The sequence below is a fragment of the Kitasatospora sp. NPDC015120 genome (assembly GCF_043080305.1).
GTDB lineage: Bacteria > Actinomycetota > Actinomycetes > Streptomycetales > Streptomycetaceae > Kitasatospora.
In genome coordinates, this window is record NZ_JBIBVJ010000006.1 from 303,118 (window position 1) to 328,260 (window position 25,143).

General features: G+C 72.4%; 13 protein-coding genes. 8 read left to right on the plus strand and 5 right to left on the minus strand.

The window, feature by feature from the left end:
- Nucleotides 1-87: 87 nt before the first annotated feature.
- Both galT and galK read left to right on the plus strand, forming a co-directional pair.
- Nucleotides 88-1,365, plus strand: coding sequence for a galactose-1-phosphate uridylyltransferase (galT, locus tag ACF1AK_RS17830; protein WP_391499700.1), 1,278 nt, complete (start codon nt 88-90; stop codon nt 1,363-1,365).
- Nucleotides 1,362-2,516, plus strand: a complete 1,155-nt coding sequence (gene galK, locus ACF1AK_RS17835) for a galactokinase (RefSeq protein WP_391499701.1) — start codon at nt 1,362-1,364, stop codon at nt 2,514-2,516. The genes galT and galK overlap by 4 nt, the downstream gene beginning before the upstream one ends.
- Before the next feature lie 100 nt (nt 2,517-2,616).
- Here galK and ACF1AK_RS17840 read toward each other — a convergent pair whose 3' ends face one another.
- Nucleotides 2,617-3,813: a serine hydrolase domain-containing protein gene (locus tag ACF1AK_RS17840; RefSeq protein WP_391499702.1), complete on the minus strand. Its 1,197-nt coding sequence runs from the start codon at nt 3,811-3,813 to the stop codon at nt 2,617-2,619.
- 201 nt (nt 3,814-4,014) lie between these two features.
- The gene (locus tag ACF1AK_RS17845) at nt 4,015-5,448 is read right to left on the minus strand and encodes an MFS transporter (protein ID WP_391499703.1); all 1,434 of its coding nucleotides are present in this window, start codon (nt 5,446-5,448) and stop codon (nt 4,015-4,017) included.
- A 150-nt stretch (nt 5,449-5,598) separates the two neighbouring features.
- Here ACF1AK_RS17845 and ACF1AK_RS17850 point away from each other — a divergent pair, with 150 nt between their 5' ends.
- From ACF1AK_RS17850 to ACF1AK_RS17870, 5 genes are all read left to right on the plus strand, one after another.
- Nucleotides 5,599-6,396, plus strand: a complete 798-nt coding sequence (locus ACF1AK_RS17850; RefSeq protein ID WP_391499704.1) for an SDR family NAD(P)-dependent oxidoreductase — start codon at nt 5,599-5,601, stop codon at nt 6,394-6,396.
- A 68-nt stretch (nt 6,397-6,464) separates the two neighbouring features.
- A complete protein-coding gene (locus ACF1AK_RS17855; RefSeq protein WP_391499705.1) occupies nt 6,465-7,388 on the plus strand; it encodes a helix-turn-helix domain-containing protein in 924 nt (307 codons plus the stop codon).
- Between the two features lie 82 nt (nt 7,389-7,470).
- A complete protein-coding gene (locus ACF1AK_RS17860) occupies nt 7,471-7,854 on the plus strand; it encodes a VOC family protein (RefSeq protein WP_391499706.1) in 384 nt (127 codons plus the stop codon).
- Between the two features lie 153 nt (nt 7,855-8,007).
- Nucleotides 8,008-9,021: an alcohol dehydrogenase AdhP gene (gene adhP, locus ACF1AK_RS17865; protein ID WP_391499707.1), complete on the plus strand. Its 1,014-nt coding sequence runs from the start codon at nt 8,008-8,010 to the stop codon at nt 9,019-9,021.
- 401 nt (nt 9,022-9,422) lie between these two features.
- Complete coding sequence (locus ACF1AK_RS17870) at nt 9,423-11,969, plus strand: ricin-type beta-trefoil lectin domain protein (protein ID WP_391499708.1); 2,547 nt, start codon at nt 9,423-9,425, stop codon at nt 11,967-11,969.
- Nucleotides 11,970-12,050: 81 nt separating this feature from the next.
- On the opposite strand, the gene ACF1AK_RS17875 is transcribed toward ACF1AK_RS17870, so the two are convergent.
- From ACF1AK_RS17875 to ACF1AK_RS17885, 3 genes are all read right to left on the minus strand, one after another.
- On the minus strand, nt 12,051-12,383 hold the full coding sequence (locus ACF1AK_RS17875) for a hypothetical protein (protein ID WP_391499709.1): 333 nt from the start codon (nt 12,381-12,383) through the stop codon (nt 12,051-12,053).
- A 216-nt stretch (nt 12,384-12,599) separates the two neighbouring features.
- The gene (locus ACF1AK_RS17880; protein WP_391499710.1) at nt 12,600-12,992 is read right to left on the minus strand and encodes a hypothetical protein; all 393 of its coding nucleotides are present in this window, start codon (nt 12,990-12,992) and stop codon (nt 12,600-12,602) included.
- Nucleotides 12,993-13,240: 248 nt separating this feature from the next.
- Nucleotides 13,241-20,683: a ricin-type beta-trefoil lectin domain protein gene (locus ACF1AK_RS17885; RefSeq protein ID WP_391499711.1), complete on the minus strand. Its 7,443-nt coding sequence runs from the start codon at nt 20,681-20,683 to the stop codon at nt 13,241-13,243.
- A 390-nt stretch (nt 20,684-21,073) separates the two neighbouring features.
- On the opposite strand from ACF1AK_RS17885, the gene ACF1AK_RS17890 reads away from it, so the two are divergent.
- Nucleotides 21,074-25,108, plus strand: coding sequence for a ricin-type beta-trefoil lectin domain protein (locus ACF1AK_RS17890; RefSeq protein ID WP_391499712.1), 4,035 nt, complete (start codon nt 21,074-21,076; stop codon nt 25,106-25,108).
- Nucleotides 25,109-25,143: the final 35 nt, after the last annotated feature.

The window sequence follows — 25,143 nt, forward strand, 5'->3', positions numbered from 1 at the left end:
CGGGGGCCCGGTGGCGTGCATGTTGATTCCTGTTCGATATTGTTTGGTCATGTGGTTGAAGGGAAGCCCCAGGAGAGGGAGCACGTCATGCCCGCGACCGTGACCGCCGCCGACCCGGCCGACCAGGCCGGGCCGGCCGGTACGACGACCAGGACCGTCACCGAACTCGCCGACGGCCGTGAGCTGATCTACTACGACCGGGGCACGCCGCCGGCCGGCCGCACGGTCGCCGACCGGCGGCCGCTGGACGCCGCCGCGCCCTCCTCCGAGGTGCGGCTCGACCCGCTGACCGGCGCCTGGGTGACCATCGCCGCCCACCGGCAGGCGCGCACCTACCACCCGCCGGCCGACGAGTGCCCGCTCTGCCCCAGCCGCGACGGCCGGCTCAGCGAGATCCCGGCGGCCGACTACCAGGTGGCCGTCTTCGAGAACCGCTTCCCCTCCCTCGCCGGCGAGCCCGGCAGCCACCCCGTGCCGGTCTCCGCCGACGACCCGCTGCTCAGCAGCCGCCCCGGCGTCGGGCGCTGCGAGGTGGTCTGCTTCACCTCCGACCACGACGCGTCCTTCGCCGACCTGGACGAGGACCGCGCCCGCCTGGTGCTCGACGCCTGGACCGACCGCACCGCCGCACTCTCCGCCCTGCCCGGCGTCGAGCAGGTGTACTGCTTCGAGAACCGCGGCGCGGAGATCGGCGTCACCCTCGCCCACCCGCACGGCCAGATTTACGCGCTGCCCTTCACCACCCCGCGCACCGCCCGGATGCTCGACCGGGCCGCCCGCCACCGCGCCGCCACCGGCCGCAACCTCTTCGAGGACCTCCTCGCCGCCGAGCGGACCTCCCCGCGCCTCGTCCTCGCCGGTGAGCACTGGACGGCCTTCGTGCCCTTCGCCGCCCGCTGGCCCTACGAGGTCCACCTCCACCCGAACCGCCGCGTCCCGGACCTCACCCGCCTCGACGAGGCCGAGCGCGCCGAGTTCGCGGGGATCTACCTCGACCTGCTGCGCCGGTTCGACAACCTCTTCACCGCCCCGGCGGACCCGGCCGCCCCCGCCGGGCAGCCCGCCGGCGGCGGGCGCCGCGTCCGCGCGCCGTACATCGCCGCCTGGCACCAGGCCCCCGCCGGGCAGGAGACCGAATTCGCCCTCCACCTGCAGCTGTTCACCGTCCGGCGGACGGCCGACAAGCTGAAGTACCTGGCCGGCACCGAGTCCGGGATGGAGGCGTTCATGAACGACGTCGCCCCGGAGGACGCCGCCCGGCGCCTGCGCGAGGCGGCGCCGGCCCAGGCGCCCGCTCCTGCCCCCGCCCCCGCGGTCGCCCCCGCGCCCACGCCCGCAGCCACCGACGGAGGACCGCAGGGATGACCACGACCGGAACCACTGCCGCCGCTACCTTCCGGGAGCTCTACGGCCACGCCCCCGAGGGCGTCTGGGCGGCCCCCGGCCGGGTCAACCTGATCGGCGAACACACCGACTACAACGACGGGTTCGTGCTGCCGATCGCGATCCCGCAGGCCGTGCGCGCCTACGCCCGCCGCCGCGCCGACGGCGTGCTGCGGCTCGCCTCGACCAGGGTGCCCGGCGCGGCCGTCGAACTGGACGTCGCCGGGCTCGCCCCCGGCGGGGTGGCCGGCTGGGCGGCGTACCCGGCCGCCGTGGTGTGGACGCTGCGCCGGGCCGGGCACGAGGTGGGCGGCGCCGATGTGCTGCTGGACAGCGACGTGCCCGGCGGCGCGGGCCTGTCCTCCTCCGCCGCGCTGGAGTGCGCCGTCGCCACCGCCTTCAACGACCTGTACGGACTCGGCCTGGAAGCGGGCGAGTTGGCCCTGATCGCGCAGCGCGCCGAGAACGACTTCGTCGGCGTCCCCTGCGGGATCATGGACCAGATGGCCTCGATGGTCTGCCGGGCCGGGGCCGCCCTGCACCTGGACACCCGCGACCTCTCCGCACGGCACGTGCCGCTCGACCTGGCGGGCGCCGGCCTCACCCTGCTGGTGCTCGACACCCGGGTGCAGCACGACCTCGCCGACGGCGCCTACGCCGCGCTGCGGGCCGGCTGCGAGCGGGCGGCCGCGCTGCTCGGGCTGCCCGCCCTGCGGGACCTCGCCACCGCGGACCTGCCCGCCGCGCTCACCCGGCTGCCCGCCGAGCTGGTCCCGTTGGTGCGCCACGTGGTGACCGAGAACGACCGGGTCCAGCGGGCCGTCGCCGAGCTGGAGCGGCACGGGCCCGCCGCGCTCGGCCCGATCCTCACCGCCGGCCACGCCTCGCTGCGCGACGACTACCTGACCTCCTGCCCGGAGACCGACCTCGCGGCCGCCACCGCCGTCGCCGCCGGGGCCCTCGGTGCGCGGATGACCGGCGGCGGCTTCGGCGGCTCGGTGATCGCGCTGACGGAGACGGCGAAGGCGCAGGCGGTGGCCGACGCGGTGGTGGACGCCTTCACGAAGGCCGGCTACGCCGAGCCGCACGTCTACCGGGCGGTCCCCGCGGAAGGGGCCCGGCGGGAGTCCTGACACCTCCCGCCCGGCCCGGTCAGCCCGTCCGGCCCGTCCGGCCCGTCCGGCCCGTCCGGCCCGTCCGGCCCGTCCGGTCCGGTCAGTCCGTCCGGCCCGGTCAGTCCGGTCGGTCCGGTCGGCCCTGATCGGCCGGGCGGCCGCAGAACTCGGCCTCGGCCAAGGGGAGTTTGTCGCGGAACCAGTCGGCGTTGGTGTTGAGCGCCAGGACGTGCCGCCCGTCCCGGGTGGTCAGCGCCAGCGTCGACGATCCGTGGATGCCGCCGTCGTGTCCCCAGAGGGTGACACCGCAGGAGAGCGTCCCGGAGCCGATTCCGAGGCCGCCGCTGCCGTGCGGTCCGGGGGCGGTCATCTCGTCCAACTCCGCCGGGGGGAGCAGCTGTCCGCGCATCAGGGCGGAGAGGAAGCGGGTCAGGTCGGCGGTGCTGGAGACCATCCCGCCCGCCGATCCGGCCATCGACGGGTTGAGCTCGGTGACGTCCAGCGGCGTCGCCGAGCCGCCGAACAGCGTCGAGTAGCCGCGGGCGTGCGGCCGGGGCAGGGCGGTCGTGGTGCCGGGCACGCTCGTCCCGGTCAGCCCCAGCGGCCGGATGATCCGCCGCTCCACCTCCTCGCCGTAGGGGCGGCCGGTCACCCGCTCGATGATCATCCCGGCCAGCAGGTAGTTGGTGTTGGAGTACTGGTACGAGGTCCCCGGTGCGAAGACCGGGGGATGGGCGAGCGCGATCCGCACCAACTGCTCCGGACGGTAGGTGTCGTAGCGCCGGGCGAGGAAGGCGGGGGTGAACAGGACCGCGCCCATCGCGGGATCGTCGCCGTAGTCGAAGACGCCGCTGGTGTGGTTGAGCAACTGGCGGACGGTGACGGCCGATCCGTCGTTCCCGTGGCCGCTCACCAGCCCGGGCAGCCACCGTTCCACGGTGTCGTCGAGGTCGAGCCGGCCCTCGGCCTGGAGCTGGAGGACCACGGTCGCGATGAACGGCTTGGTCACGCTGCCGATCCGGAACCGCTCCCGGGCCGACCGCGGCCGTCCCGTCGTGGTGTCCGCCACCCCGACGGCCGCCGACCAACTCCCGTCGGCGTCCACGGTGGTGGCGATCACGCCGGGCAGCCCCGAGGATCGGAGCGCCTGCTCCATCGCGGTCCGGGTGGCCGCGTGCGCGGGCCTGCCGGACCCGCCGGGCGTGGTGTACCCGCCGGGCGTGGCGGCCGCCGGTGCCGCTGCCACCGCCGTCAGGGCGCCGGCCACCGCGACCGCGCCCACCGTGCGTCGAACCGTCCTGCCGCTGTGCGTCATCCGTTCCTCCGAAGTCCATGACGCCCGCCCCCCCGGCCAAGCGTCCGCCCCGGCCGGGGCGGACCGGATCATCCTGCGGACTGATCGTTCCCGGAGATGACCCGGAGCGGTCCCGGACAGGCCCCCGCCCCCGCCGGGTCGGCGGGGGCGGGGGCGGGGCGGCGCGGGGAGGAGAGAGCCGCGGCCGTGCGGACCGAGTGCTCAACTGCTCTTCGCGGTACGGAGGGTGAGCGCCGAGACGAGCGCCCCGAGCGCGGCGAGGGCGGCGGCGCCGAGGAAGGCGGCGGAGAAGCCGTCGGTCAGCGCGACCGGGTCGCCGAGCTCCCGCGAGCCGTTGGCGGCGGCCAGGGCGGTCATCGCGGCGAGACCGAGCGCCGAGCCGATCTGGTAGCTGGTGTTGACGATGCCGGAGGCGAGGCCGCCCTCCGCCGGGTCCGGCACGGCGAGCGCGGTGCCGAGCGAGGGGATGAAGGCGAGGGACATGCCGACGGCGGCGAGCAGCGAGGCGGGCAGCACATCGACCGCGAAGGAGCCGTCGGGGCGGGCGAAGGAGAGCCAGACCATGCCGCCGGCGAGGGCGAGCAGGCCGGTGACGACGAGCGGCTTGGGGCCGAAGCGGGCGATCAGCCGGGGCGCCAGCACGATCATCATCAGCATGATGGCGGCGGTCATCGGCAGCAGCGCGGCCCCGGAGGCGAAGGCCTTCAGGCCGAGCACCTGCTGGAGGTAGAGGTTCAGGAAGAACCACATGGGGATCCAGGCGGCGGCCATCAGCAGCTGGGCGAGGTTGGCGCCGGCCAGGTTGGGGCTGCGCCAGATGCCGAGGCGCATCAGCGGCTCGCGCCGCTTGGCCTGGAGCGCGACGAAGGCGAGGATCAGCAGCACGCCGCCGGCCAGCACCAGCCAGGTGCTCGCGGAGCCCCAACCGGTCTCCGGGGCGCGGACGATGGCGTAGACGGCGACGGCGAGGCCGGCGGTGACGGTGAGCGCGCCGAGCCAGTCGACGGAGCCGCGGCGGGCGGGGGCGGCGGGCATCACACCGGGAGTGGCGAGCAGGACGCCGACGGCGACCGGGATGTTGACGTAGAAGACCCACTCCCAGCTGAGGTACTGGGTGATCACGCCGCCGAGGAAGACGCCGGCGGTGCCGCCGGCCGGGGCCGCCGCGCCGTAGAGGGCGAGCGCCTTGCCCAGTTCCTGCGGGCGTGCGCCGAACAGGCTGATCAGGAGGGTGAGCGCGGCCGGGGCGATCAGCGCGGAGCCGGCGCCCTGGACGGCGCGGCCGGTGAGCTCCAGCCCGGGGTTCCCGGCGAGGCCGGCGAGCAGCGAGCCGGCCGCGAGGACGGCCCATCCGGTGGCGAACAGCCGCTTTGCGCCGAACAGGTCGGAGAGGCGGCCGCCGAGCAGCAGGAGCCCGCCGAAGGCGACGACGTAGGCGTTGAAGACCCAGGACAGGCCTTCCTGGGTGAAGCCGAGCGCGGACTGCATCTCGGGCAGGGCGACCCCGATGATCGAGGTGTCCATGATCACCATGAACTGGGCGAGGGCGATGAGCCCGAGGGCCGTCCAGCGGCGGGGCGAGGGCGCCGCGGGCGGCGCGGCCGGTGCCGCGGACGCGGCGGTGAGGTCGGGCATGACCACATTCTCCTATACCAGGTGGGGGTATCTCTTCGGGGCGTCAGGAAACATACCCCCAGGGGGTATGGCGCCGCAAGGGTGGTCCTGCCGGACCCCGGGTCCGGGCGGGCCTGGTCCGGCCCGCCCCGCCGCCGCGAGGGTGGACGCATGACCACCACCCACGAGAACACCCCCGGCGGCGCCCGCGACTTCGACGGCCGGGCGGTGCTGATCACCGGCGGCACCAGCGGCATGGGCCTCGCCACCGCACGGCTGCTGCTCGACCGCGGCGCCGACGTCGTGATCACCGGCCGCGACGACACCCGGCTGCGCCGCGCCGCAGCCGAACTCGACGCCGGAGCGCGGCTGTTCACCGTCCGCGCCGACTCCGCCCGGCCTGCCGACCTGGCCCGGCTCGCCGCCCTGGTGGAGGAGCGCCACGGCCGCCTCGACGGCGTCTTCGCCAACGCCGGCGTCGGCGTCTTCGAGACCCCGCAGGAGGTCACCGAGGAGAGCTTCGACCGCACCGTGGACGTCAACTTCAAGGGCGTCTTCTTCACCGTCCAGCACGCCCTGCCGCTGCTGGAGAAGTCCGCCGGCGGCGCGTCGGTCGTCCTCAACGCCTCCTGGACGCTGCACCGCGGCCTGCCCAACGCCCCCGTCTACGCGGCGACCAAGGCCGCCGTGCACAACCTCGCCCGCACCCTCGGCAGCGACTTCGCCGGGCGCGGCATCCGGATCAACTCGGTCAGCCCCGGCTACATCGTCACCGAGATGTTCCACGAGGTGATCACCGAACCGGCCCAGCAGGAGACCGTGCGCACCCGGGTGCCGCTCGGCCGGCTCGGCGAGGCGGCGGACATCGCCGAGACCGTGGCCTTCCTGCTCTCGCCCCGCGCCTCCTACATCACCGGCCAGGACCTCGTGGTCGACGGCGGCGTGGTCGCCGTCGCCGACGGCTGGTGACCACCCCCCCCGCAGCCTGGTCCTGACAGGGCCAGGCAGCGGGGGCGCCGAACGGCGAGAATGACCGCATGAGCAGCCCGAGCCCGACCCGCGCCGCCGGCACCGCCGGCAGCCTCGCCGAGTTCCTGCGCACCCGCCGCTCGCGGCTGCGCCCCGCGGACGTCGGCCTGCCCGAGCTCGGCGGCCGCCGCCGCGTCGCCGGGCTGCGCCGCGAGGAACTCGCCCAACTCGCCGGCGTCAGCGTCGACTACTACACCCGCCTCGAACAGGACCGGGTCCGCAACCCCTCGGACTCCGTGCTCGACGCGGTCGCCCGCGCCCTGCGCCTCGACCCCGAGGAGATCGGCCACCTGCACCGCCTCGCCCGCACCCGCCCCGCCCGGGCCGTCGGCGCCCGGGGCTCCGGCCCGCAGAAGGTCCGCCCGGCGATGGCCCGGCTGCTGGAGGCGATGCCCGAGGTGCCCGCCGTGGTGATGGGCCGCAGGATGGACGTGCTGGCCTGGAACCGTGCCGCCGTCTCCCTCCTCGGCGACTACGGCGCGCTCGCCCCGGCCGAACGCAACATCGCCCGGATCACCTACCTCGACCCGGCCTCGCGCACCCTCTACGACGACTGGGTCGGCTGCGCCCGCGAGAACGCCGCCTTCCTGCGCCTGGAGGCCGGCCGCCGCCCCGACGACCCCCGCCTCGCCGAGCTGATCGGCGAACTCTCGGTGCGCAGCCCCGAGTTCCGCCAGTGGTGGGCCGAACACCCGGTGCGCGACAAGACCTCGGGACGCAAGGTGTTCCACCACCCGCTGGTCGGCCGGCTGGAACTGGTCTACGAGACGCTGCGCTCCGCCGACGACCCGGACCAGGCGCTGATCACCTACGCCCCCGACCCCGGCAGCCCCTCCGAGGACGCCCTGCGGATGCTGATCGCCTGGGACGCCGGCCGGACCGGCCCCGGGCCCTGCGCCGCAGGTGGCGGGTCGGTTACCGTCGGGCACTGACGCACCGCAAAGTGCGGTCTTCTGTACGGGAGTTCACCCGCTTACGGTGATCCGGTACCTCGTCGGACGACTCGGAGCGCCCATGCCCATCCTCAAGACCTATGCCCGGCTCTGGGCCGACGGCCTGGACCACTCGCTCCCGCTGCTGCGCACCCTCACCGGGGCCGAGCCGGACCTGCTGTTCCGCTTCCACGAGATCGAACTCGCCGCCATCGGCGACTTCCTGGTGATCGCCGGCCCGCCCTCCGAGCGCGCCAAGTACGCGCACGCCTCGGCGACCGTCGTGGTCTCCGACCTCGACGAGCTGAGCGAGGCCCTGGAGGCCGCGGGCGCCGTCGTCACGACCCCCGAGACCGCCTCGCCGACCGGCCGCTTCCTCTACGCCCGCCACGCCGACGGCGCGGAGGTCGAGTACGTCGAATGGGTCCCCGAACTGGTCCGCCGGATCGTGCACCGCTCCGCGTAGCCGCCGGTCCGGCACCGGCGGGGCGGGACCATGGTCCCGCCGGGTTCACCCGTCCGGCCCTGGCGGCCCGTGCGGCCGTGGCGTGGGATGGAGGTGAACGGGGTCCCGGAGGCCCGGGAACGGCCCCGCCGGTGCGAAGGGCAGGAGCAGAACATGAAGGCCGCCGTCGTCCACGACTTCACCCAGCCGCTCGTGATCGAGGAGCGCCCGGTGCCCGACCCCGGCCCGCACCAGGTACGGGTGCGGATCGAGGCCTCCGGCCTCTGCCACACCGACATCCACGCCGCGCACGGCGACTGGCCGGTCAAGCCCAGCCCGCCGTTCGTGCCCGGCCACGAGGGCGTCGGCATCGTCGAGGCGGCCGGTGCCGAGGTCCGCCACGTGCGGGTCGGCGAACGGGTCGCCATCGCCTGGCTCGCCGATGCCTGCGGGCGCTGCGACCACTGCGTCACCGGCTGGGAGACGCTCTGCACGCAGCAGCACAACAGCGGCTACTCCGTGGACGGCGCCTACGCCGAGTACGCCCTCGCCCACGGCGACTACGTCGTCCCGGTGCCCGACGGCATCGACCCCCTGGACGCCGCCCCGCTCTCCTGCGCCGGCGTCACCACCTACAAGGCCCTCAAGGTCTCCGGTGCCGGCCCCGGCACCCGCGTCCTGATCTCCGGCATCGGCGGCCTCGGCCACCTCGCCCTCCAGTACGCCCGGATCGCCGGTGCCGAGACCATCGCCGTCGACGTCACCGACGACAAGCTCGCCCTCGCCCGCGACCTCGGCGCCGACCACGTCCTGGACGCCCGCGTCCACGACGTCGCCGCCGAGGTCCAGAAGCTCGGCGGCGCCCACGCCGCGATCGCCCTGGCCGTCAGCAACGCCTCCTTCCGGGCCGCCTACGGGGCGCTGCGCCGCGGCGGCAGCCTCGTCCTGGTCGCCCTGCCCGCCGAGGGCAAGCTGGAGCTGCCCATCTTCGACACCGTCCTCAACGGCACCAAGGTCATCGGCTCGATCGTCGGCACCCGCGAGGACCTCGCCGAGGTCTTCCGCCTCCACGCCCTCGGCCGCACCCGGGTGATCCGCGAGACCCGCCGCCTGGCGGACGTCAACACCTGCTTCGACGAGGTGCTGAACGGCAAGGTCTCCGCCCGCCTGGTGTTCGACCTGCGCTGACCCGGGGAGCATGCCCCCGCTCCCGTCCCGCCCCTGCTCCCGCCCCGCCCCCGCCCCGCCACGACGGCGCTCGGCCCCGACCGGAACCCTCCGGCCGGGGCCGGGCGCCGTCGTCGACCGGCACGCCCGTGACCTGTGCCGTTCGCTCCGGCGGAGCGCGCGGAACGATCGTGGAAACCGGATTGCCAGCCCCCGTTCGCACACACTAGCGTTCGACCGCGCACCGATCCGTCGAAGTGAGTGTCTGTCACGTGACGAATGGTCGGAATGCGCGCCAATCGGACAATCGCCCCTTCATCCACCGGCCTTCGGCGAGGCGCCCCAAGGAGTGCCTGCGGCGAGGTGCCCGGCGGTCGGCCCCGGGCCGAGGGGATCCTGCTGCGAAGGCGAACGAACACATCATGCGAGAATCCCGTCCTCCCGGATGGCTGCGGGGCCCGCTGGCGAGACGCCTGGTCCCCCTGACCGCGGCCGGCCTGGTGCTGGCCGCTCCCGGAGCCGCGTTCGCGGACGGCTCCGGCCCGAGCACCCCCACCGGCATGTACACCACCCCCAGGTCCGTCAACCCCGAGGGCAGTGCCTGCGGCGGCGGCACGCCCGGCTGGATCGGCCGGACCACGGCGCTGGCGGACGGCACGTCCGACGTCCAGCTGTCCGCCTGGACCGGCGGCCTGCCCGGTTCCATCGTCACGATCGGCTTCCACGTGTGGGACGCCACCGCGGGCGAGAGCGCCGGGTCCGGCGCGACCTCGCGGACCAGCCAGTCGGTCTTCGGCGGCGGGTCCTGGGGCCAGGCCTACGTCGGCCGTGCGCTGGCGGACGGTCACCGGTACGGCTGGAACGCCCGGGTCACCGCCGGAGACGTGAACGGCCCCGTGTCGGCGGACTGCGCCTTCAACGTCGACCTCACCCCGCCGACCCAGGCGTCCATCGCGCCCTCCTCGGTGTTCCCGCCGCTGGGCAGCGGCGCCAAGCCCACCGGCCACGCCGGCGACACCGGCGTCACCGTCCGGGTCACCAGCAAGGACCCGGTCCCGGGCGGCTGCCCCGGCGGCGACTGCCTCTCCAGCGGCGTCCGCGCGTTCCAGTACGCACTCGACGACAACAGTCCGGCGGGCGGCGCTGCGAGCGTCCCGGCCTCCTTCGCGGCCGACGGCACCGCGTACGCCGACGTCCCGATCAGCGTCGGCGTCGGCAACTGGGGGAGCCACACGCTGTACGTGCGCGCCGTCGACGGGGCCGGCAACTCCGATCCCCAGACGTCCTCCTACTCGTTCTACGCGCCGTCGAGGACGACCGGTCCGGCCGTGCCGGGCGATGTCGACCTCGACGGCTTCGCGGACTACCTCACCCCCGCCGCCGACGGCTCGCTGACCCTGTTCCGGGGCGGCGACGGCAGCACGGTCACGGTGCCCGAGACGGCGTCCCCCGCGAGCCGCAGCCCCCGCCAGGACGACTGGAACAACTACCTGGTGGCCCACCGCGGTGCGGTGACGGGCAGCGGCGACTCGCTCTTCGCGTACAACAGGACCACCAAGCAGTTCTTCGTCTACACCAACGACGCGAACGGGTTCCCGGACGGCGTGGCGGGCCACTTCACCCAGGTGTCCGTGCAGCTGGGCACCGGCGGCGGGTGCCCCAAGGGCATCGACGGGACGTGGGACAACGTCACCCAGCTGACGGCCGTGCGCCGGGGCTCGGGCGGGGTCAACCTCGTCACCGTCGAGCAGGGCCACCTGCGCTACTACCCTGCCGAGAACGCGTGCTACATCGGCGCGGGCGTCGAGCTCGGCGCCGCCGGCGCGGACTGGAGCGGCTTCACCCTGATGTCCCCGGGCGAGGTCAACGGCGTGCCGACGCTCTGGGTGCGCGACACCGTGACCGGGGCCGTCAGCGCGCTGGCGCTGCCGCTGGACGCCACGGGCAAGCCCGTCAGCGGCTTCACGCCGCTGGCGCTGCCCGCCCACAAGCCCCTGGAGTGGAGCACCGGCACGGGCACCTGCGCGGACATCGACCACGGCTGGACCGGCAACGGCACCGCCGCCCTGGTGTGGACCTGCTCCGGTCCGGGCGAGAGCCCCAACCAGCAGTTCACCTGGGGCTCGGACGGCTCGCTGCACGTGCTCGGCAAGTGCCTCGACGTCACCGGCGCCGCCACCGCGAACGGCTCGCCCGTCAACCTGTGGGACTGCAACGGCAGCCCGGCCCAGCAGTGGATCTACGGCCCCCACCCGCACACCCTGAAGAACCCGAACGCGAACAAGTGCCTCGACGTCGCTCCGGGCACCGGGCCGGGCCGGCGCCTGATCATCCAGGACTGCGGCAAGAACGCGACCCAGGAGTGGTCGTACCCGCCCGTCCAGACCGTGCTCCCGCTCGGGCTGGCCGCGAGCTTCTTCCCGGCCGTGGACTCGCCCGGTGACCTGAACGGCGACGGCTACCCCGACCTGGTCGCCACCGCCGCCGACGGCCGGCTCGTCCGGTTCGCGGGCACCGCCCCGGTCGCGGGCCGGCCCGGCTTCGCCGCGCCGGTCGACGTCCCGTGGAACCGCTCCGCGGACGTCACCGTCCGCTCCGCCTACAACCCGAACCGCTGCCTCGACAACTACGGCGCGCCCGCCGGCGGCGCACTGCGCCTCTACGACTGCTGGGGCGGCGCGGGTCAGCAGCTCGCGTTCGGCTCCGACGGCACGCTGCGCACCGGTGGCCGCTGCGTGACCGTGCAGGGCAACGCGACCTCCTGGGGCACGCCGGCGGTCCTCACGGACTGCCAGGCCGGCACCGGCCAGATCTGGACGTACCGCGCCGACGGCACGCTGCACAACCCCGCCGCCAACGCCTGCCTGGAGCTGCCCGGCTGGAACGACGCCAACGGCACCGCCCTGGGCATCTGGGGCTGCACCGGCAACGCCAACCAGCGCTGGACCCTCCAGCCCACCACCGCCTGACCGGCTCCGCCCGGCACGCGCTCGGCCCGACCGGAGACTCCGGTCGGGCCGAGCGTTCTGAAGGGCCGTGACGGCGGCCGGTCAGGACTCCAGTCGTGCGGCCTGCTCCATCATCGCCTCCGCCCGGTCGTCCCAGTCGGGACCCACGAAGAGGATGTCGGCCGCCGCCTCGCGAAGCAGGTCCGGATCGTCGGGCCGCTGCAGACAGGCGAGCCGGTAGGCCAGGTTGCGGGCCCACACCGGGATCCCCAGAATGTCCTCCCGAAGAACACCCCGGAGCACCGTGAGGATTTCCTCGGGGCTCGCGAACGTGAGCTTCTCGATGAAATTCCTGGCGGCATCCGGAATGCTCTCCGACTTTTCTCCGTAGGTCGCGTCGATGAATTCCCCGGTCAACCTGTCGAGCCCTGACATGGTGTCGCCCCCTACCTCATTTTTCGAGCCAGTACGTGCCGATGCTGTACCGGTTCTCCCCGACCTGGACGGCATGGTGAGCATCTGGCGGCGCAACCGGGACGCGCCCACGGGAACGTCAACGCCAACCCGCGCTGGACGCCCTCCCTCAGGCCCGGGGCCGTTCCCGGAGCTCGCTCTCCGGGCTGCGGAGTCCGGCCGGGCCCCGGCACCGGCCTACGTCTCGGAGACCACGTTGTCCACCACCTTGATCAGCCAGCTCGTCCCGTCCTCCTCGGTGACCTTGATCTCCCCGTTCAGAACATGGTCGAAGGTGAACTCGTCGAACTCCGGTGCGTAGTCGCGCCCTTCCAGCCGAGCGGCCAGTTCGGCCTGCAGGGCGCATCCCGGGCGCCAGAAGGTGTCGATCAGGTAGCGGATCCAGGGCCCGCCGGAGTAGAACCTGCTGTGGTGATTCCAGGAGAGCTCCCAGCCGTCACTGCCCACGGCCCACTGGCAGCTGAGGCCGGGCTGCCCGGCGGGCGGCTCCGAATCATTGATCACGTCGGCGTCGGGAATCCAGAGCGGCTGTTCGGCCGGGGTCGAGTACGGGCCGGAGTGCCGAAGCATCCTGCGGGTTTCGATGAAGCGCTCATGGTAGGCGGCCTCTGCGGAATTCAGAGGGGGGTGGATCCTGATCGACCCCTGATATTCGGTGAAGTAGCCCATCGATTTTGCCTGTTCTGAACTCGGGCGGACGACTGCCCGCCGTGCTCGCCGGACGGCGGGGGCGGGTCCGCGCAGGACCGGTTGACAGGGGGCGGGCCGAGCGAATTCCTGTCGACCCGCCCCGGTCATGTTGCTTCCGAAGGGTAGCGCTACTGCACGGTTCCGAAGGTGGACACGTAGATGAGGAACCCGACGGCAAGGCCTGCCGCCGTCCCGACGGCTGTGGTCGTCTTGCGATCCCAGACCGTGGTGGTGACCGTGATGGGATGCGGAACCCAGTCGTCACCCGGCGGCTTGGCGTTCTTCCGATCCCACCAGCTGATCACACCGGTGGCTTTCTTCAGTTCTACCGGCTTACCGCGGGAGGTTGTGTACCTGTCCTTCTTGCTGGTCGACTGTGCCACCAGCACGCCATTGAGATTCATCGGGTCCGGGCCTACCAGCTGAGGTATTTCGAAACCCGGCTTGACCGTCAGGCTGCTCCCCTTCGCCTTCTGTATTTTCTGTTCCGCGGAAACGTAGTCCGTGACCTCACCGAAGGCCAATTTCTCATCCTTTCCGGTCAGTCCGGACTTGACCTCCCAGATGTGCATGACATTGTCTTCTATCATGACCAGGTCCGCGGAGCCGTTGATGGCTCCGTTCTTCCCGGCTCCGGGAATCACGTATTCCTTGGCCACCCACGCGTTGGGATGAGTGGCCTTCAGATACTCGTACGCCATCTCCTGCGCGGCGCTGTGCCGAAGGTTACCGGAGGCTCCCGGGCGCGGAGTGGGGCCCGAAACAGGTCCTATGTCGGCGGGAGACGGCGGCGCGGCGGGGAGCGGCCCGTACCACGTGTTGAAGTCGCGATGGGGACCAGGGCCCACGTCCTGCTGCGGAGTTCGGTGTCCTCCGCAGAGTCCGTCGTAGCAGTCGTGGTCGATGCGTCCGCTCGGGTCCATCCGGTTGACCGGGTCGTTGCTGCTGTACGTGTAGCCGCTCATCTGGTCGGGATTGCCGGGGGCGAGGAGCGGGTCGACGGTGAGGAAGCGACCGAGGACCGGGTCATAGTTGCGGGCGCCCAGGAGGTTGAGGCCCGTGGTGAAGTCGACCGGCTTGCCGAGGTAGCCGCGGTTGCCGGTCCACGCCGAGGGCTGGCTGCCGTCGCGGAGGTTGCCGTACGGGTCGAACGGACGGCGGGTGACGGCCTTCGTGGCCGCGTCGACCTGGATCGTCGCGGTGTTCTGCGGAGTGGTGATCTGGTAAAAGAGCGTTCCGCCGCTGGTGCGGACCGCGACCGATCCGTCCGGCTGCGGGAAGTAGCGCTCCCCCGTGACCGTGCTTCCGTCGGCCGAGAGGGTGATCTGCTCGGCGGCGGAGAACAGGTAGAGGATGGTGCCGGTGGGGCCACGCTGGAGGAGCAGGTCACCGTCGGCGTCGTACAGGTACCTCGACGTCGCGGTCCCCGATCCGCTCGGCGCGGTGACGGACTCGGTCCGGCCCTCCACGTCGTACACGAAGGTCTGGGTGGAGCCGGCGAGGGGCTGCGCCGTGGTGCCGGTGGACCACTTCTGGTTGGACCCCTGGTTGCAGTACCAGAGGGCGACGCGGGTTCCGGGGGTGCCGCTGCCCTGGGGGACGTCGAGGCACAGGCCGGACTGGTGGACGAGGGAGCCGTCGGCGGCGGTGTTCCAGCGCTGGCTCGGACTGCCGTCGCAGGCCCACAGTTCGATCTGCGTGCCCGGACCGGTCTGGCCGCCGGTCGGGCGGGCGCAGACACCGAGCACGCGCAGCGTGCCGTCCTTCCCGAGCGTCCACTGCTCGGCGCCGCCCTCGTGGCAGGTCCAGGTCTCCACCGGGGTCCCGTTGGCGCTGTTGGCGCCGGTGGCGTCCAGGCACACCGGGGTTCCGCCGGTGGCGACGCCCGACGTCAGGGTGCCCGTGCTGGTCGTGGTGCGCGAGGTGGTGTTGCCCTGGGCGTCGTACTGCGGCGTCAGGGTCGCGCTGTAGGTGGGCCCGCTCGGCGCGTTGACCGTGGCGGCCCACTGCTGGTGCGAGAGGCCGTTGCAGTACCACAGGCCGAGCTGGGTGCCCGGTGTCCGGTTCCCGCCGGGGATCTCCAGGCAGTACTGGGAGTCGTAGACGAGGGCGCCGTCCGCGCCGTCCGTCCACTTCCGGCTGCCGGCGTCACAGGCGGCCAGCTCGATCCTGGCACCGGCGTAGGCGTTCCCGCCGACCGGCCGGGCGCACTTGCCGAGGGCCCGCAGGGAGCCGTCGCCGGGGCGGGTCCATCGTTCGGATCCACCGCTGTGGCAGGTCCAGGTTCCGACGGCGGTGCCGTCGGACGTCCGGGATCCCCAGACGTCCAGGCAGAGCGCCGCGCCATCGGTCGTCGTCTGGCCCGAGGTGAGCCGCAGGGTCGCCTGGCCGCTGCGGGTGGTGACGCTGGTGGCGGTGTTCGGCTTGGCGGCGGGGGTGCGGCCCTCGCCGGGGTAGCTGCTGGTCTGCGTGACGTCGCGGGCGGTGTCGCCGGTGATGTCGTGCTTGACCTGCTGGGTCCGGTCACCGAGCTGGTTGTACTGGAAGCTCTGCCAGTACGGGGCGGGGCCGCCGATGTTGGCGGGGCCGGGATCGGAGTGGGTGCAGCGGGAGACCTGACCGGCCGTCGGGGTGGTGAAGCCCCAGACGTCGGTCCATGCCTCGGTCAGGCGGTTCAGCCCGTCGTAGCGGAAGCACTGGGTCTCGACGGCCATGTCCCCGCTGCCCGAGGAGTTCCGCTCCGAGATCCTCGCGAGCTTGCCGGCCGGGTCATAGCCGTAGGTGATGTCCGAGATCGGGTTGGTGTCGGCCTCCTGGAACTTGACGTCGGCCGCCTTCAGCCGCCCGGTGACGTCGTCGTAGAAGCGGGCGGTCCGCATGAGCTTCCCCGACTCGCCGTACTGGGACAGCAGCACGTGGCCGAGCTGGTCGTAGTTGGTCCGGGCCAGGATCTTGAAGTAGTCCGTGGACGTGGCCTCGACCTGGTCGGCGCTGTTGCGGTAGATGCTGAACGTCTCCTCGGGCAGACCGCCGTGCGCGTGGTAGCGCGGGCCCGTCGGCAGACCGAGTCGCTTGCTGTAGGTGAGGGTCTGGGAATAGCTGCCCGCGAGCTTGCCCTCGGCCGCCGGAATGGTGGTCGTGGTGCCGGTGGGCTGGTAGCGGACGTCGTAGCCGTCGACCGCCTGGACGTACGCGCTCCCCGAGGCGCCCCCGACGTAGCGGGTGGAGGCGGTCGGGTAGCCCTTGGCGAGGTTGTCGAAGGTGAAGGAGGCGAGCAGTTTGGCCGGGTTGTTGGTGTTGTCGCCCTCGTAGCGGCCGATGACGCGGCCGAGGAGGTCGTAGGCGAAGGCCATCCGCTTGCCGTTGCCGTCGGTCGTGGTGGCCACCCGGCCGAGGGCGTCGTACACCGTCGTGGAGGTGCCGGCGTCCGGGTCGCTCTGGGAGACGAGCCGGCCCTCGACGTCGTAGGAGTAGGTCCAGGTGTTCCCGGCGTTGTCGGCGATGGAGGCGAGCAGGCCGCGCGCGTCGAATGCGTAGCGGGTCGTCACATCACCCGTCGGCTCACCGCCGTGCAGCACCGAGGAGATGGTCCGGCCGAGCGCGTCGGTGATCACAGTGCTCGGTGTGCCACCGGTGGGAGGCGTGATGTCCGTCCGCTCGGCACCGGGGTAGGACGTGACGGTGCGCCACAGTTCGTGACCCCGGGAGAAGAGCTCCTCGGACGTCTTACGGCCGGTTCCGTCGTACGTGTAGTACGTCTGGGAGGGGGACTCGTCGTCCTTCTCCTCGAACAGGACCGTGCCCGGCTCCCCGTGGTCCTTGTCGTACCAGGCGGCAGTGGTCTTGGAGACCTGGCCGTGGCTGTCGTACCGGGTGTGCGTCAGGACCCTGCCGGGGTCGTTGTTGGCCGGAGTGGCCTGCGTCTGGCGTGACTTCAGGAACCCGTCGAGGATGTCGACCGAGGTCGACCAGGTCTGGTCCTCCCGGAGCGTGCGGGTGGTGACGCTGGGCGAGGTGACCCGCTTCTCGTCCCCGGCGAGCGCACCGCGCATGTCGTAGCCGAAGGTCTGGTTCGCGGGCCGGCCGTCAGCCCTGGCGTTTCCCGGCAGCCATACGGCGGTGCGGCGCCCGAGGGCGTCGAAGACCGAATCGGTGATCCGGTTGTTGGCGTCGACGGAGCGGGTCACCAGTCCGCGGGCCGGCGACACGGTGTCCGTGCTCTTCCAGCCGAGCGAGTTGGTCTTCGTCATCGTCCCGGGAAGGACGTCGATCGCCGGGCCGTAGCTCGTGTCCTCGGTGAGGCCCGCCTCATTGACGTTGCGTACGACGCGCCCGTAGCCGTCGAACGCCTTGGCGCTCACGGTCCGGTAGGCGGCCTTGCCCTGGGCGTCGTAGCCCGTGACCGTCTGGGTGGCGGTGGCGTAGCCGAAGGTCGTGCCGTTCTGGCCGAGGACCTTCGGGGCTCCGGGGCCGGCCGGGTCGGCGTTGCCGTCGTAGATCACCCGGCGGTCGCTGACGGTCCTGGTGGCGGAGGGCGGGGTGCCGCACGGCCCGGCGACGGTCTGTGTGCTGCTCGGGTAGGAGCGCATCATCGGATGGGCCGCCGGGGGATCCGCGTACTCGGTGGTGGTGCAGGTGCGGTTGTCGTCCGTGGTCAGGTCCGGCTGGCTTTCGGCCTTGAGGGGCTGGCCCCACTCGTTGCGCGTGGTGACGGTCCGGCCCGTGCGCCAGGTCCCGTCGGAGAGCAGGACGCTGGACCGCGTGCCCGACGTGACGGTGCGCAGGGCCTTCAGCTCCGGGAGCGGCGAGAGCGCCGGGGGCTTGGAACTCCATGCGGTGCGCGTCCGGGTGGCGGTGGCGTCCGAAGCCACGGACAGGTCGGAGAACTGCCTGGCGACGGCCGCGCCGCTCGCCGAGCCGTAAGTGACCGACTCCTGAGCCAGCCCGGCGAGCCAGGGACTGTCGGCGGTCTCCTCGCCGAGCGAGTTCGTCAGTCTGACGCTGCGGGGCGTGCGGTCGGCCTTGTAGTCACCGTCCATGCCGCGGAAGAACGAGACGCTGTTCTTGGTCACCGGGTCGTCGCCGGAGCCGCTCGTGGTGGTGACGGTGCGGTAGCCGCGGAAGTCGTTCCAGGTGCGGTACTGGTCGTCGGTCAGGTCGGAGTCGTCACGGTGCCAGGCGGCGCCTCCCTCGTAGGAGTACGAGGTCACCCGCGACGGCGAGGCGCTCGCGGTGCCGTCCCTGACGGTGACCTTCGCGACCAGGGTCTTGTGGAACCAGTCGGCGACCGGTTCCTTACTCTTCCCGGGGGACCAGTGGACGGGGTAGCACGCCATGGTGTTGTTGTCGGCCGAGGCCGGCATGGCGCCCGTGGTCCGCGAGCACTCCGGGTCGCGGTAGGTGACGGCGATCCGGGCACCGGACTCGGTGCCGATGCCGATGATCCGCGGCCGGTAGAGCGGCGTCGGCGGGCTGGAGCCGTCGACCCGGTTGTTCAGCTCGGTGCCGGCGAAGGTCACCGGGTCGAGCGTGATCGGGCCCGAACCGCCGGCCGAGGTGTCCAGGCCGGTGCGCTGGATCGAGGACAGCCACATCACCGACTGCAGGGAGCCGTCGCGGTAGTTCGCGTCCCCGGGACTGCCGGTCGCCGGGTCGATGACCGCACCGGCCTCGGAGAAGATGTGAGTGAGGTCGTAGCGGTCCAGGGCCTGCCAGCCGCCCTCGGTGCGCAGCTCCGTACCGATGCGCCGCAGGCGTTTGGTGGACCAGAAGGTGGGCGAGCCGGTGTAGCAGACAGTGCCGCCCGAGCCGCTGGTCGTCCACCCGTCCAGGCAGGCCAGGTCGTACGGGACGTCGGGCCAGTTCTTGGCGGTGGAGGCGGAGAGGTTCTCGGGCCGGCAGGTGGTGTCGGAGACCGTGCACCGCTCGGCGGTCTCGAAGTTCACCCGGGCGGAGGGCTCGCGGCCGGCGACGGCGTCGGCGAGCTTGTAGCCGTAGGAGATCCGGCTGAGCTGGCCGCCCCGGGTGTACGCGGTCAGCGTGCCGGTGCCACCGGCGGTCGCGGCCTGGCCGCCGCCCATGGCGTAGCGATTGGTCTCCGCCGCCCAGTCGTAGCGCTGGACGTTGCCGTTGGGGTCGACGACGAAGTCGAGGTTGAATCGCCAGCCGGGCTGCTGGTCGCACTGCGATCCTGCGCCCTTGGCGGCGTTGTAGCAGGGATCGCCGTTGTTCGGGTGGTAGACCGGCACGCCCCAGGCGCTGTTGGTGGCGGCGTCGGAGGCGGTGCCGGGGGCGTGGTTGAGACCGAGGTAGTAGGCGGTGCCGTCGGTCGTGGTGACCTTGAAGTACTCGCCCTGCCACAGACCATTGGCCGCGCCGGTCAGCCGCTCGACGCGGGTGCCGTCGTCGTTCTGGAGGTGGTACACGCCGTTGCCGTCGCGGACGAGCTCACCGCTGTGGGAGCCGAGCGACAGGGTGGCGTTCCAGCCGGCCCAGCACTGGTCGCCGGACTCGGCGACGCCCGCGTTGTTGCAGGTCTTGTAGAACCGCTCGACGAAGCCCGGGTTGTAGGACCAACCGTCGCCGATCCAGGAGGCCTGGGAGTTGCGGGCGGAGGTCTTCCCGTCAACGGACTGCGAATCGTAGGCGAGCGCCACGCCGGGTGCGTTGCCGGCCAGGGACGGCGGCACGGTGATCGGGTAGTCGTAGGTGAAGGCGCCCGAGGCGTTCTTCGACCAGGAGCCGGTGGCGGACAGGTCGGACGCGCGGTAGTCGCCCTGCGAGCCGCTCGTGCCGGACTCCAGCCCGAGGGCGATCCCCCCGGTGGCCGGGGCGGCCGGGGCGGCGGCCGTCGCCGGGGCGTGGGCCGTGGCGGAGGCGCCTGTGGCGCCGGGCAGGGTGACCGTAGCGGTGATCCGCTGGGCCGCGGGGTCGAGCGCCGTGTCGAGCGGCTGACGGGTGCGGCACGGCGCGAGTTCCGGCGTGGTGAGCGCGCAGGCGGGCATGGCGACCAGTCGCAGCCGGGAGGCCCATCCTCCGCCGAAGGCATCGGCGAAGGAGCCGTAGTCGAGGGAGACCTCTACGGCGGAGGGCGTCGGGACGCCGTCGGCGCGGTCGAGCGACACCAGGAGGCCGTTCACTCCGGCCTTCTCGGCCCCGGCCCGACCGGCGACCTTGACCTCGACGGCACCCGGCGCCGCGTCGGCGGCAGAGTCGTCACCGGAACCGCCCGCCCTGGCCGCGGCCGGTGCGCCGGCCGCGGTGCGCAGCAGCACCGGCGTCGAGCCCGCTCGGACGGCGGGCTGCTCGGGCTTGCCGGTGTCCCGCCGGGCGGCGACGAGGTCCGGTCGGCCCTTGAGGTCGACGGTGACCGTCGACTCGCCCGGCCACTGGACCGCGCCCGGCTTGTGGGCCTTCAGATCATGGGCGCCCCCGGGGTGGTGGAGCGGTTCCGACGGGCGATTGATGTCGGCGTCGTGGCCGCCGACCTTGGGCAGTTCCGGAAGGGGTTCCGGCTTCTGTTCGGCCGCCAGTGCGGTGTAGACGGTTCCCTCACCGACCAGCGGGACCACGAGGGAGAGCGCCGCAGTGAGGGCGCCGAGTGTCAGCGCCTTTCGCCAGCCGCTCCCTCCTCTTCGGGAATTTCGGACGGTTTGTCCAGGACCGGTTTGCATTCGATGTCTCCGCGTTAGCAAAATCGCAATGGGTTTGTGACCTGCGGCGATGTGTCGGACGCAGGTGTCCCAGGGTGATGGCGGGAACCGTATTGCCAGGCCGGTCGTGCACGCAATAGCGTTCGCCTGCCGCCCGACTGCAGGCAATTGAGGACCGATCAATTGACGGACAGTCGAAATCGGTACCAAGATGGACAAAGGCCGCCTTGCGTGGCGGCCGGTATGGCGTGCGGCATACCCGGCCTCCGGAGCAAGTCGAGCCCTGTTGCGAAGGCGAACTGAGACACCATGCGAGAACTCCCACCATCCGGATCGCGGAGACGGGGCCGGCCGGCGAGATACCTGGCCCCGCTGTGGGCCGTCGGCCTCGTCCTGGCGACCCCTGGGGGCGCGGTCGCCGAGACCTGGGCCCCGGCCGCGTCACCGGCGACGGGCCGCGCCGACACGGCATCGTCCCCGAGCGCCGTCGAGACCGCGCTCCAGCAGGCGAAGGCGACCGGAAAGCCGGTTCCCGTCGAGGAACTGACGACCGAGACCTCGCTCACGGTCGCCCTGCCGACCGGAAAGCTCAGCCTGACCAGCCATCTGCTGCCGGCCCGGGTGAAGCGCAACGGCGGATGGGCCGACGTCGACCCCGGGCTCGTCCGGGGTCCGGACGGAACCTACGCCCCGAAGGCCACGCCGTCCGGCGTCGCCGTATCGGGCGGCGGCAGCGGCCCGTTGGCGACCCTCACCGACCGGCAGGGGCGGAGCCTGGCGCTGACCTTCCCGGTGAGCCTGCCCGTGCCCGCCGTGGACGGCGACACCGCCGTCTACGCCGAGGTGATGCCGGGCGTCGACCTCCGGGTCGAGGTGGGTGACCAGGGCTCGGTCCGCGAGGTCCTGGTCGTCAAGGACGCCACCGCCGCCGCCAACCCGGCGCTGCGGTCACTGCGGTTCGGCACCGCCACGAAGGACCTGGTCGTCTCCGACGACGGTCGCGGGAACATCTCCGCCGGCCCCGCCGGTGGCGCACCCGTCTTCCAGGCGTCCGCCCCGCTGATGTGGGACTCCGCCACGGAGGCCCCCGCGGCCGCCGCCGCCCGGAGCGGGGCCGCCGCCGCGGTGCCCGCCGCCGGCGAGGTGCCGGCCGGCGGCACCCCGTCGGGCGCCGCCGGCAGCCCGTCGTCGGCCGACGCCCCCGGAGCGGGCGCGCACGTGAAGCCGATCGGCGTGAGCGTCGATCCCACGGCGCTGACCCTGACCCCCGATCCCGGGCTGCTCGACGGCGAGGGCACCGTCTGGCCGCTGTACATCGACCCGACCTTCCAGCCGACCCGGCCGATGGGCACCACCCACTTCGCCCAGGTGATGTCGGCCGCGGAGTGCGCGAACGTCTCGACCTACGACAAGCCCCAGACCAGGGGCCAGGGCGTCGGCTTCCAGCACTACGAGCGGCCGAACTGCTACGGCATGGAACGCTCGTACTTCGAGCTGGACACCAGCGCCGTGACGTCGCAGATGTACATCGACGAGGCCCACATGTACTTCTCCGAGTCCTACGCGGCGGCGCACGACTGCAACGCCACCGCGCCGGTCTGGCTGAAGTGGACCGGAGGCATCGACAGCGCGACCACCTGGAACCGGCAACCGCAGATCCTGCGGGGCATCGACGGGGAGAAGTGGCCCCGGAGCGCCTACGGCGGCTGCGGGGAGCAGCAGGTCGCGTTCACGGTCACGAACGAGCTGCGGGAGGTCGCCCAGCAGGGCATCCAGCGGTGGACGGTCGCCCTGATCGGTGACGAGAGCGGGTCGACCAGCGTCGACCACTTCATGCGGTTCTCCCCCAACCCGTTCATCCTGGCCACCTACGACATCGCGCCGTACACGCCCGACTCGCTGCAGGTCAGCCCCCAGCCCTCGAACCCCGACGACCAGGCCTGCGGCAGCAGCCAGCCCGGATGGATCGGCCGGACGGTGCCGGAGTCGAACGTCCGGCTGAGGGCCTGGGCCAGGACACCCATGCCCGGAACCAACATCACGATCGGCTTCCACGTGTGGGACAACATGACCGCCGGCGCCAACGGCGAGCCCGGCGGCGGAGCATGGCGGGCCAGCGAGACGATCGGCCCCGGCGGCGGCTGGGGCGAGGCCACGCTCGGATTCACGGTCCAGGACGGGCACCAGTACGGCTGGAACGCCTGGGCCACCGACGGCATCCTGGACAGCCCTCCGTCCGGATACTGCTACTTCAACGTCGACCTCAGCGCACCGACGCTCGCGAACATCGCCCCTTCGGCGGTGTTCCCACCACTGGGCAGCGGCATCAAGCCCGCCGGTCACGCCGGAGACACCGGGGTGACGGTCAAGGTCACCAGCATCGACCCGGTGCCGGGCGGCTGCACGCGCGGCAGCTGCATCTCCAGCGGCGTCCTGGAGTTCCAGTACGCACTGGACAACCTCAGCTCCCCGAACGGCTTCGGCAGCAGACCGGCCGTGGCCGGGCCCGACGGCAGTGCCTCCGCCGAGATTCCGATCGAGCTCAACCGCGGCAACTGGGGTACGCACCACCTCTACGTCCGCGCCGTCGACCGGGCCGGGAACTCCCAGTCGGAGTGGGCCGAGTACGAGTTCTACGCGCCTTGGAACCCGGCCACCAAGATCGTCCCCGGTGACGTGACCGACGACGGCACCCCGGACTACCTGGTGCCGACGGCCGACGGCAACCTGTCCCTGCTCGTCGGCAACAGCGACTTCACCGCGCAGCCGGGCGTCTCCTCCACCCAGGCCCGCAGTCCCCAGGGCGACAGCTGGAACAACTACCTGCTGACCCACCGCGGCTCGGTCAGCGAGGACCCCTACGACGACCTGTTCGCCTACAACAAGGCAACGAAGCAGCTCCACCTCTACCGCAACGACGCCAGCCACACCCCCCATGGCACCGCAGGCCACTTCACCTTCAACCACGGTGAGGTCGCCACGGCCGAAGGCCAGTGCGCCCGCGGCATCGACGGGACGTGGAACCACATCGAGCAGATGACGGCCGTCACGCCGTCACCCGCCAGCAAGGGGCGGCCCAACCTCATCACCATCGAGAAGGGCCACCTGCGCTACTACCCCGCCACCCTGCTCGTCAACTGCGTCTTCGGCGCCGGTGTCGAACTCGGCGAGAGCGCGGACTGGAGCGGCTTCACCCTGATGACCCCCGGCCAGGTCGCCGGCGCTCCGGCGCTCTGGGCACGCGACAGCGTGAGCGGCGCCGTCGTCAGCCTGCCCCTGCCGCTTGACTCCACCGGCAAGCTGGTGACCGGCTTCCAGCCCCTGAAGGCGCCCGTCCGCAAGCCCCTGGTCTCCGCGCTCCAGGGCGCCTCCGGCCAGAGCATGTGCGCCGACATCAACGGCGCGTGGACGGTCAACGGCGCCGCCGCCCAGCTGTGGGACTGCGCCCAGGGCGCGCGCTCCAACCAGGAGTTCACCTTCGGCACCGACGGCTCGCTGCACGTCCTCGGCAAGTGCCTCGACGTCACCGGCGGCGCCACCGCGAACGGCTCGTACGTCAACCTCTGGGACTGCAACAACACCCCGGCGCAGACGTGGGTGCTCGACTCCGGGCGGCTGGTGAACCCGTACTCGGGCCGGTGCCTCGACGTACCCGGGGCCAACGCGACCCAGGGCAACCGCCTGACGATCTGGGACTGCCACATGGGACCGGCCCAGCAGTGGACGGTCCCGGCCGCCCGCACGGTGCTGCCGCTCGGGGTCGCCTCGGACGTCTTCACCAACGTCGACTCGCCCGGTGACATCAACGCCGACGGCCACCCCGACCTGGTCCTCACCGTCGTCGACGGCCGCCTGATCCAGTACCTCGGAACCGCTCCGCAGGGCGACCAGCCGCGGTTCGGCGCGCCGCAGGAGATCTCGGGGGCGAAGCCCGTCAGCTACAGCATCGAATCCGCCTACCACCCGGGCCGCTGCATCGACAACTACGGTGCTCCGAACGGCGGCTTCCTGGGCTTCTACGACTGCTGGAACGGCACGAACCAGAAGTTCACCTTCGCCTCCGACGGCACCCTGCGCACCGGCGGTCGCTGCGTGACCGTCCGGGACAACCGGACCGACTGGGGCGCACCGGCCGCCATCGCGGACTGCCAGGGCACCAGCGGCCAGATCTGGACCTACGGCGACAAGGGCGAACTCGTCAACCCCGCCTCGAACGCCTGCCTGGAGCTGCCCGGCTGGAACGACGCCAACGGCACCGGCCTGAGCATCTGGCAGTGCAACCGGGACGTCTACGGGAACGTCAACGCCAACCAGCGCTGGAGGCTCTCCGTCAACACCGCCTGACCGGCGCCCCCATCAGGCCCGCGGGCCCGCGACGC

Excerpts from the sequence above, each read along its gene's own strand:
- ACF1AK_RS17875 (WP_391499709.1), bottom strand. The coding sequence starts at position 12,383 with ATGTCAGGGCTCGACAGGTTGACCGGGGAATTCATCGACGCGACCTAC.
- ACF1AK_RS17890 (WP_391499712.1), top strand. The coding sequence starts at position 21,074 with ATGCGAGAACTCCCACCATCCGGATCGCGGAGACGGGGCCGGCCGGCG.
- ACF1AK_RS17845 (WP_391499703.1), bottom strand. The coding sequence starts at position 5,448 with ATGCCCGACCTCACCGCCGCGTCCGCGGCACCGGCCGCGCCGCCCGCG.
- ACF1AK_RS17840 (WP_391499702.1), bottom strand. The coding sequence starts at position 3,813 with ATGACGCACAGCGGCAGGACGGTTCGACGCACGGTGGGCGCGGTCGCG.
- ACF1AK_RS17880 (WP_391499710.1), bottom strand. The coding sequence starts at position 12,992 with ATGCTTCGGCACTCCGGCCCGTACTCGACCCCGGCCGAACAGCCGCTC.
- ACF1AK_RS17850 (WP_391499704.1), top strand. The coding sequence starts at position 5,599 with ATGACCACCACCCACGAGAACACCCCCGGCGGCGCCCGCGACTTCGAC.
- galK (WP_391499701.1), top strand. The coding sequence starts at position 1,362 with ATGACCACGACCGGAACCACTGCCGCCGCTACCTTCCGGGAGCTCTAC.
- ACF1AK_RS17855 (WP_391499705.1), top strand. The coding sequence starts at position 6,465 with ATGAGCAGCCCGAGCCCGACCCGCGCCGCCGGCACCGCCGGCAGCCTC.
- adhP (WP_391499707.1), top strand. The coding sequence starts at position 8,008 with ATGAAGGCCGCCGTCGTCCACGACTTCACCCAGCCGCTCGTGATCGAG.
- ACF1AK_RS17860 (WP_391499706.1), top strand. The coding sequence starts at position 7,471 with ATGCCCATCCTCAAGACCTATGCCCGGCTCTGGGCCGACGGCCTGGAC.
- galT (WP_391499700.1), top strand. The coding sequence starts at position 88 with ATGCCCGCGACCGTGACCGCCGCCGACCCGGCCGACCAGGCCGGGCCG.
- ACF1AK_RS17870 (WP_391499708.1), top strand. The coding sequence starts at position 9,423 with ATGCGAGAATCCCGTCCTCCCGGATGGCTGCGGGGCCCGCTGGCGAGA.